General features: G+C 68.7%; 8 protein-coding genes and 1 pseudogene. 3 read left to right on the forward strand and 6 right to left on the reverse strand.

The genetic code is table 11. The annotated features are described in order from the left end of the window. Nucleotides 1-73 precede the first annotated feature (73 nt). Both ubiH and ACVOMM_RS06010 read left to right on the forward strand, forming a co-directional pair. Nucleotides 74-1,282, forward strand: a complete 1,209-nt coding sequence (ubiH, locus tag ACVOMM_RS06005; RefSeq protein WP_180875728.1) for a 2-octaprenyl-6-methoxyphenyl hydroxylase — start codon at nucleotides 74-76, stop codon at nucleotides 1,280-1,282. Further along, nucleotides 1,279-2,460 (forward strand): UbiH/UbiF family hydroxylase, encoded by a 1,182-nt coding sequence (locus tag ACVOMM_RS06010; RefSeq protein ID WP_481525988.1) that lies wholly within the window; start codon nucleotides 1,279-1,281, stop codon nucleotides 2,458-2,460. Before ubiH ends, ACVOMM_RS06010 begins: the two co-directional genes overlap by 4 nt. A 66-nt stretch (nucleotides 2,461-2,526) precedes the next feature. Here ACVOMM_RS06010 and ACVOMM_RS06015 read toward each other — a convergent pair whose 3' ends face one another. From ACVOMM_RS06015 to ACVOMM_RS06040, 6 genes are all read right to left on the reverse strand, one after another. Further along, the gene (locus ACVOMM_RS06015) at nucleotides 2,527-2,925 is read right to left on the reverse strand and encodes an EF-hand domain-containing protein (RefSeq protein ID WP_065182845.1); all 399 of its coding nucleotides are present in this window, start codon (nucleotides 2,923-2,925) and stop codon (nucleotides 2,527-2,529) included. Nucleotides 2,926-2,996: 71 nt separating this feature from the next. After that, on the reverse strand, nucleotides 2,997-4,064 hold the full coding sequence (rlmM, locus tag ACVOMM_RS06020; protein ID WP_180875730.1) for a 23S rRNA (cytidine(2498)-2'-O)-methyltransferase RlmM: 1,068 nt from the start codon (nucleotides 4,062-4,064) through the stop codon (nucleotides 2,997-2,999). Continuing rightward, on the reverse strand, nucleotides 4,048-4,608 hold the full coding sequence (locus tag ACVOMM_RS06025; protein ID WP_180875731.1) for a nucleoside deaminase: 561 nt from the start codon (nucleotides 4,606-4,608) through the stop codon (nucleotides 4,048-4,050). Before ACVOMM_RS06025 ends, rlmM begins: the two co-directional genes overlap by 17 nt. A gap of 94 nt (nucleotides 4,609-4,702) precedes the next feature. Then, nucleotides 4,703-5,425, reverse strand: a complete 723-nt coding sequence (locus ACVOMM_RS06030) for a DUF6348 family protein (RefSeq protein ID WP_481525989.1) — start codon at nucleotides 5,423-5,425, stop codon at nucleotides 4,703-4,705. Between the two features lie 48 nt (nucleotides 5,426-5,473). Then, on the reverse strand, nucleotides 5,474-6,127 hold the full coding sequence (locus ACVOMM_RS06035) for a hypothetical protein (RefSeq protein ID WP_277381424.1): 654 nt from the start codon (nucleotides 6,125-6,127) through the stop codon (nucleotides 5,474-5,476). A 43-nt stretch (nucleotides 6,128-6,170) separates the two neighbouring features. Next, on the reverse strand, nucleotides 6,171-7,919 hold the full coding sequence (locus ACVOMM_RS06040; RefSeq protein WP_481525990.1) for a glutamine--tRNA ligase/YqeY domain fusion protein: 1,749 nt from the start codon (nucleotides 7,917-7,919) through the stop codon (nucleotides 6,171-6,173). Between the two features lie 191 nt (nucleotides 7,920-8,110). On the opposite strand from ACVOMM_RS06040, the pseudogene ACVOMM_RS06045 reads away from it, so the two are divergent. Next, a pseudogene (locus ACVOMM_RS06045) lies at nucleotides 8,111-8,262 on the forward strand (gamma carbonic anhydrase family protein); the annotation flags it as partial.

Raw genomic sequence — 8,262 nt, forward strand, 5'->3', positions numbered from 1 at the left:
GCCCGCCGCGCGGGTTGGCGCAGGCAGCGTCGCGTTCGGTGTACAGCCGGGGCGAGCGCGTATCATGAACGCCATGAGTGAACGACATGACGTGCTGATCGTCGGCGGCGGACTGGTGGGTGCCAGCCTCGCCATCGCCCTGGACCGCCTGGGCCGCGACGTGGGCCTGATCGAGGCCAGCCCTGCCGGTGGACTGCCGGCGGTGTTCGACCAGCGCAACCTCAGTTTCGCCGCCGCCACCGTCAACGCGCTGACCGCGCTGGGGGTAATGCAGAAGCTGGCGATGGCGCCGGGACCGATCCGTCGCATCCATGTCAGCCGCGCCGGTGACTTTGGCCGGGTGCAGCTCGATGCGGCCGATTACAACCGGCCGTGGTTCGGTCAGGTGGTGGTCGCACGAGACTTCGGCCATGCGCTTGAGGCACGCCTGCAGGAACTGCCGCGGCTGCGGCGTTACCGGCCGATGCGTTTCCTCGGCCTGGGCGGGGTGGTGGAGGGCTGTCGCCAGGTGCATGTGGCCGACGACGCCGGCGAGCGCACGCTGCTGGCACGGCTGGTGGTCGGTGCCGATGGCACGGCCAGTGCGGTGCGGGAGGCGCTGGCCATCGAGGTCGACCGCCACGATTTCCAGCAGACCCTGTTCGTATCCCGCGTGCGCAGCCAGCGCGCGCCCGACGGCACGGCCTGGGAGCGCTTCACCGATACCGGCCCGACGGCCCTGCTGCCGCGTGGCGACCGCCATTTCGGCACGGTGCATGGGGTGGCGCGCGAAGACGCCGACGCGGTGATGGCGCTGGACGACGCAGCGTGGCTGCAGCGCCTGCAGCATGCCATCGGCTGGCGTGCCGGGCGTCTGCTGGAGTCGGGTCCGCGCAGTGCCTACCCGCTGATCCAGGTGCTGGCGCGTGCCCTGGCAGGCGAGCGCGCGGTGCTGCTCGGCAATGCCGCACAGACCATCCATCCGTTGGGCGCGCAAGGCTTCAACCTGGGCCTGCGCGATGCGCTGACCCTGGCCGAACTGCTGGAAGACGATGCAGGCGATGCCGGCAGTGATGCGCTGCTGCGTGCGTATGTGGCCCGTCGGGAAGAGGATCGCCAGCAGACGGTGGCGTTCTCCGGAGGACTGGCGCGCCTGACCAGCAATCCTGCGCCGTTGATGCGCCCGTTGCGCAGTCTCGGCCTGGTGGCCGCGCAGCGCGGTTCGGTGCAGTCGATGCTGGTCGGCGGGGCGATGGGTTTCCGTGGCGTCGTGCCGCGACTGTGCCGCGGAGAAGCCGCATGAACCGCCGCGCGCGCCTGGACGTGGTCATCGTGGGAGGCGGCGTGGTCGGTGCCGCGTGTGCACTGGCGCTGGCCGATGCGGGGCTGGCCGTCGCTCTGGTGGAGGGCCGTGAGCCCGCGCCCTGGCAGGCATCGCAGCCGGACCTGCGCGTATTCGCCTTCGCGGCTGACAACGTGCAGCTGCTGGACCGTCTCGGCATGTGGCCTGCGATCGTACAGGCGCGGGCCTGGCCGTATCGCCGCATGCAGGTATGGGATGCCGCGGGAGGCGAGGACCTGCTGTTCGATGCCGACCGCCTGGGGCGTCGCGAGCTGGGCTTCATCGTCGAGAACGGGCTGTTGCAGGATCGCCTGTGGGCGGCACTGCCGGCGGCCGGGGTGCAGCTGCATTGCCCGGCACGGGTGGAGGCGCTGGAGCAGGACGAGGAAGGGGTGCGACTGCGCCTGGATGACGGACGCAGGCTGGAAGCGGCCCTCGCCGTGGCCGCCGATGGTGCCGAGTCGACGCTGCGCGAGCTGGCGGGCATCGACGTGGTGCGCCACGACTATCACCAACGTGGCGTGGTGGCCTACGTCGACAGCGAGCTGCCCAACCAGGCTACGGCCTGGCAGCGTTTCCTGCCGACCGGTCCGCTGGCGCTGCTGCCGGTGGCCGAGCGCCGCAGCTCGATCGTGTGGACCTTGCCTGACGAAGAGGCGGTGCGCGTGCTGGCGCTGGAGGAGGAGGCATTCAATCGCGAACTGACCGGCGCCTTCGCCGCACGGCTGGGCGAACTGCGCCTGGTGTCGCCGCGCGCCGCGTTCCCGCTGCGCCGCCAGCTGGCCCGCCACTATGTGGCCGGCCGCGTGCTCGCACTCGGCGACGCCGCGCATGTGGTGCATCCCCTGGCCGGGCAGGGCGTGAACCTGGGGCTGCGGGATGTCGCTGCCCTGCGGCAATGGCTGGCGCCTTCAGCCGAGCGCCGTGGCCAGCCGCGCCTGTCGCCGCAGCGCCTGCAGCGCTGGGCCCGCGAGCGGCGTAGCGACAACCAGGTGGCCGCCTACAGTTTCGATGCGATCAATCGCCTCTTCTCCAACGACGAGATGCACCTGACCCTGGCCCGTGGCCGCGCGCTGGGCTGCGTCGGCAAGTGGCCGCCACTGGTTCAGGCGTTCTGGAAGCGCGCCGCCGGCGTGTGACGACCCCGTTTGGCGGTTGATCCGCCGGTAGCGCCGGGCCATGCCCGGCGGGATCCGTGAACCGGATCAATCAATCAGCCAGCCGGCCAGGTCGGCACGATCCAGCTTGCCGCGGCGCTTGCTGTCCAGCGCGGTGAACTCATCGGCCAGTGCAGGATTGGCCTGGGCCTCCGCACGGCTGATGAAGCCATCACCGTCGGTATCCAGCGCGGCAAAGTGGATGCGGTACTGGCCGGTCACGCTGCTGGGTTCAACCGAGCGCACCGTGACCTGGGCCTCCCCTGCGGGCATCGGGATATCGACGCTGCCGGTGACCCGTCCGGCATTCAAGGGCTGCTGGCGGATGGCTCCGCCGGTCGGACCCAGCGGTTGGCTCTGCGCGGGTGTGGGCGGCAGCTGCTGCGCCAGCACGGGGGACGTGGCCAGCAGGGCAGCCAGCAGCACGGGCAAACGCGGACGGTACATGACGGACTCCTGGCAGGCGTTGACGGAAGCGTACCCGCGGCATCCTGTGCGGGCGATGACCCTGCCGCGCATCACCGCATCGGCGACGCCAGCACAGTGATCTCTTCGCGGTCGTGATAGAGCTGCTTGGCACGCACTTCCAGCGACGTGCCAGCCTGCTCCTGGAACAGGTCCAGGCACAGCCGGGTCTCGTCCCAGCGCTTCTTCATCGGCAGTTTCAGATTGAAGATGGCATGCCTGCACCAGCCTTCGCGGAACCAGGTGGCCATGCGTTCGGCAACGCGACGCGGTTGCTCGACCATGTCGCACACCATCCAGTCCAGCGGCTGCTCCGGGTGCCAATGGAAGCCATCCGCGCGCAGGTGCTCGACCAGGCCGGTATCCAGTACGTGCTGGCGCAGGGGGCCGTTGTCGATGCTCAGCACCTGCATGTGCTGGCGGGTCAACACCCAGGTCCAGCCGCCCGGTGCCGCCCCCAGGTCGGCCGCGCGCATGCCGGGTTTCACCAGTGCCTCGCGTTCTTCCGGCGCCAGCAGCGTCAGCAGGGCTTCGTCCAGCTTCAGCGCCGAACGCGAGGGGGCCTCCGGCAGCAGTTTCAGGCGCGGAATGCCCAGTGCCCACGGTGCGCTGTCGGCGGGGTCGGCCACGCAGATGAAGGCGTGGGTGCCGTCGACGAACACCACGTGCAGGCGTGGCAGCCGTGCATTGGGCTTGTCGCTGAGCTTGCCGGCCTTGCGCAGCGCCGGGCGCAATGCGTTGCCGAACGCACGGGCGAGCCCGGACAGCGGCTTGCCGGCATCCGAATCCGGATGTTCGACCCACAGATCACCAAAGCGTGGCGCATTGGCCAGCACCTCCAGCATCGGCGTGATGCGATCGGCCGGATCCAGCTGCGGCAGTTCAGCCAGCACCACCAGCTTCTGCCGCGCGAAGATCAGGCCGCGCCACGGCAACCGCGGTGCCAGCGCGGCCGCTTCGTCGCACATGAACAACACATAGCCGTCATTGCGCTGGGTACGTGCGTAGCCGGCGAAGCCTGCCTCACCGGCGCGGAACTGCAGTTCGCCGGCCAGCTCCGGCTCGAAGCCCTGGCGGCACAGGCACAGCAGGCCGATGCCGGCCTCAGTAACGGGCGCCATCGCCTTCCCCATAGGAGCGCAGCACACTGCGCGCAGCGTCGCGGTTCAGGCCCTGCACCACCTCGATGCCGCGCTTGTTGAGCTCGCCCACCCAGTCGGCTGGCAGCGGGCCTTCGTCGAACGGGGTCAGTTCCTCTACATCGGCGGCACTGGCGCCGATCAGCAGGCGGTCGATGCCGGCCCACACCGTAGCGCCGTAACACTGGCAGCACGGCTGCGAGCTGGTGGCCAGGGTGACCGGCGACAGCACGGCATTCAGGCGCGGCGTCTGCAGGCGCTGCTGGGCCAGCATGTAGGCCATGTTCTCGGCATGTGCCAACGAGGTGGCATGCGGCATCACCCGGTTCACGCCGGCGGCGATCACCTTGTCGTCCGGACCGAACACCACGGCGCCGAACGGGCCGCCGCTGGCGTGCTCGACGTTCTGTCGCGACAGCTCGATGGCCAGCGCGACCTTGGCCTCATCGCCCGGATATCGACGATCCAGGTCGATCTGGTCGTGGATCCAGGCGGGAAGGGTCAGGTGGACTTGCGCATACAGCATCGCGTGGGTGCCTCGTGTGGGATGGGAAAAGTGCGGTTGCTTGGGAAACCGGCGCGCAGTGTAGCCGCACCGGCCTGTACCGGGTGTGGGCGCGTCAGCCGGGTGAGCCGGTGCGGATCACCACGTACTGCTTGCGGAACTCCAGCCCGGCCTGCGGCCAACTGGCGGCATACGCGCGCAGCAATGGCAGGGCAGGGGCGAAGTCGTGGCCATTGACCCGGCAATCGGCCTCGCACAGGCCATCGGCATCGCGCGAGGCGAACAGGCGGATGGCAAGGAACTGGCGCGCTTTCAGCAGCTCGTCGAAGGCGTCCATGCTCCTGGTGAACAGGCAGCAGGGGCAGGAACCGTGGTCGTCCTCACTGCATGTGGAGACCTCCACCTCCTGCGCGCGGTAGTGGGCCAGCGGCCCCAGCACGACGGTGCGCCCGTGTTCCTTGCCGTCATCACCTGCTGGATAGGTCAGGCCCATCATCGGCAGGCCCTGCGCGTCGTCGGCGCCCACTGCGGTCTGCAGGGTGGCCAGGTCCACCCGCACCCAGGCCTGGAAGCCGGACAGCAGCGAGGCCTGCTCATCGGCGCCGTTGGCGTGCTGGTACTCGAACAGGCCATCGGCGAACAGGGTGGGGTGCTGCGCCTCGATGACCGTGGAGGTCTGCCAGCCACCGTTGTCGCGCGCGTGTGCCGCCATCGCATGCGGGGTCAGGCGCAGGCCGCTGTCCAGCACCAGCGCGCCGCCGTCGACGCGGCTGGCGATGCCAGCGTCCTGCAGGACCTGCTGCAGCAGCGGGAGGAGGGCGGTGGACGTCGTGGTCATGTCAGGCCTGTGGATGGATCGGGTGGAGCATCCAGGCCGGGCCGGGTGCTAGTGATCGAGTGCTTCGCGTTCTGCGCGATATCGCCGTGCGTCGGACTGCTGCTGCGGATCGTTGCCATGATCACGCAGCCAGGTATCCAGTTCGCGGCGATAGTCCGCGCGGAAATCGGCGTTGCCCGGGCTGAAGTGCAGCTTGCGTGCGGCGACCTCCACCCGCTCGCGCGCGCTGGCACGGGCCTGAGCGATGCCGTGCGGTGATTCGGTGGTGAGGATGACGAAGTTGCGCGGAAAGCCCGGCGTGTACTTCACCACGAACGGCTGGTCCTGAGCCGGGATGCGGATCGCGTTCTCCAGCGGCCACAGCGAAGCGGTGTTGGTGTGGAACACCACCTCCACGTCGCGACCTTCGGAAGTGCGCAACACCGCTTCGTAGCGCCAGATGTACTGTTCGTTGAGCGTGGAATTGGTTTCCTCGGCCTTCACGATCACCGCTTCACCGCGCTCGCCCACCGCGTTGAGGAAAGTGGCGTTGAGGAAGCTGCCGAGGAAGATGTTGAGCATCGCCAGCGGAAACACCACGATGGCGTAGACCGGTGAACGCCGCCACCACGAGACCAGCGCGGCCAGCCCCATTGCTGCAAAGAACGTCAGCAGCGGATGCTGCGAGATGAACCAGAGCAGGGCGGACAGGGCGGTGACCATCGTCGCGGGCGTGCGGGCGCCGTGCCGGCGCCCGCGCAGGTCCTCAGGCCGACCAGGTATCGCGCAGCGTCACGCTGCGGTTGAACACCGGCTTGGCTTCGGTGTGGTCGCGGCGGTCGGCAACGAAGTAGCCGGTGCGCTCGAACTGGAACGACTGCTCCGGCGCGGCGCTGGCCGCGGCCGGCTCGACATAGCCGGTGACGGTGCGGCGCGATTCCGGATTGAGGTAGTCGCGGTAGGTCCTGCCTTCCGACTCGTCGTCCGGGTTCGGCACCGAGAACAGCCGGTCGTACAGGCGGATCTCGGCCGGAACGCCGTGCACGGCGCTGACCCAGTGAATGGTGCCCTTGACCTTGCGGTTGGCCCCTTCCATGCCGGGGCGCGACTCCGGATCCAGCCAGCCGCGCAGCTCGGTGATGGTGCCGTCGGCATCCTTGATCACCTCATCGCAGCGGATGATGCCGGCACCACGCAGGCGCACTTCGCCGCCCGGCACCAAGCGCTTCCAGCCCTTCGGCGGTACTTCGGCGAAGTCCTCGCGGTCGATCCAGACCTCGCGCGCGAACGGCACCTGACGGCTGCCGAAGCTCTCGTCCTTCGGATGGTTGCTGAAGGTGAGCTGTTCTTCATGGCCTTCGGGCAGGTTGGTCAGCACCAGCTTGAGCGGGTCGACCACGGCCATGCGGCGCGGTGCGCCGCCGTCGAGGTCTTCGCGCAGCGCGCCTTCCAGCACGCTGAAGTCGATCAGCGAGTTCTGCTTGCTGATGCCCACGCGTTCGGCGAACAGGCGCATTGCCGCCGGGGTGTAGCCGCGGCGACGCAGTCCCTGCAGGGTCGGCATGCGCGGGTCCTCCCAGCCGTCCACCAGCTGCTCGGTGACCAGCGCCATCAGCTTGCGCTTGCTCATCACCGTGTAGTTGATGTTCAGGCGCGAGAATTCGATCTGGCGCGGCTTGGCGGCTTCGCGCGGCAGGCCGGCATCGACCAGCGGCTGGGTCAGTGCGTCGTCATGGGCGAAATCGACGTTGTCCACACACCAGTCGTAGAGCGGGCGATGGTCCTCGAATTCCAGGGTGCACAGCGAGTGGGTGATGCCCTCGATCGAATCGCCCAGTGCATGCGCGAAGTCGTACATCGGGTAGATCGGCCACGCATTGCCGGTGTTCTGGTGCTCGACATGCTTGATGCGGTACAGCGCCGGATCGCGCAGGTTGATGTTGCCGCTGGCCATGTCGATCTTCGCGCGCAGGGTGCGCGCACCGTCCGGGAATTCACCGGCACGCATGCGGCGGAACAGGTCGAGGTTCTCCTCGACACTGCGGTCGCGCCACGGCGAGGGACGGCCCGGCTCGGTCAGGGTGCCACGGTAGGCACGCACTTCCTCGGCCGACAGGTCACACACATAGGCCTTGCCCTGCTCGATCAGCTTCTCGGCGGCGAGATAGTAGGCCTGGAAGTAATCGGAGGCGTGGCGCAGTTCGTTCCACTCGAACCCCAGCCAACGGACATCATCCTGGATGGCGGCCACGTACTCCGGGTCTTCCTTGGCCGGATTGGTGTCGTCGAAGCGCAGGTTGCATACGCCGCTGAACTCGCCGGCAATGCCGAAGTTCAGGCAGATCGACTTGGCATGGCCGATGTGCAGGTAGCCGTTCGGCTCCGGCGGAAACCGGGTCTTGATCGCCTGGTGCTTTCCGCTGGCCAGGTCCTCGCGCACGATCTGGCGGATGAAATCGCGCTTTTCGTGGCTGTCGGCGGGGGTCTCGGGGCTGGCGGGGGTGTGCTCGGACATGAGGCTGGGCGAAAAAGGGCAGAAAGACCAACAGTCTAGCGCGTAAGGGGAAGGGCTGCCGGGGTTGCGCCCGCGCTACCGGGCGCAGGGGGACCGGCCGGCAAGTGCAGCGGGCGCAAGGGGGTAGCGCCGGGCCCAGCCCGGCGCGCGCCGCGGCCCGCGTATCATAGTCGCGATCGCCCGGATTTACGGTGCCACCGAAGACCCCCCGGCGCCCGTTGCGCGGCCAGCGGCCGGTGCTCGGCGCACGCGTATACGTCGACCCGGCGTGTACCCTCATTGGTGACGTGGAGCTTGCCGACGATGTTTCGATCTGGCCGGGTACCGTCATCCGTGGCGACGT

This window comes from Stenotrophomonas sp. STEN009 (assembly GCF_056760395.1).

Coding starts and splice junctions, on each gene's coding strand:
- ACVOMM_RS06035 (WP_277381424.1), bottom strand. CDS start 6,127: ATGGTCACCGCCCTGTCCGCCCTGCTCTGGTTCATCTCGCAGCATCCG.
- ACVOMM_RS06010 (WP_481525988.1), top strand. CDS start 1,279: ATGAACCGCCGCGCGCGCCTGGACGTGGTCATCGTGGGAGGCGGCGTG.
- rlmM (WP_180875730.1), bottom strand. CDS start 4,064: ATGGCGCCCGTTACTGAGGCCGGCATCGGCCTGCTGTGCCTGTGCCGC.
- ACVOMM_RS06040 (WP_481525990.1), bottom strand. CDS start 7,919: ATGTCCGAGCACACCCCCGCCAGCCCCGAGACCCCCGCCGACAGCCAC.
- ubiH (WP_180875728.1), top strand. CDS start 74: ATGAGTGAACGACATGACGTGCTGATCGTCGGCGGCGGACTGGTGGGT.
- ACVOMM_RS06030 (WP_481525989.1), bottom strand. CDS start 5,425: ATGACCACGACGTCCACCGCCCTCCTCCCGCTGCTGCAGCAGGTCCTG.
- ACVOMM_RS06025 (WP_180875731.1), bottom strand. CDS start 4,608: ATGCTGTATGCGCAAGTCCACCTGACCCTTCCCGCCTGGATCCACGAC.
- ACVOMM_RS06015 (WP_065182845.1), bottom strand. CDS start 2,925: ATGTACCGTCCGCGTTTGCCCGTGCTGCTGGCTGCCCTGCTGGCCACG.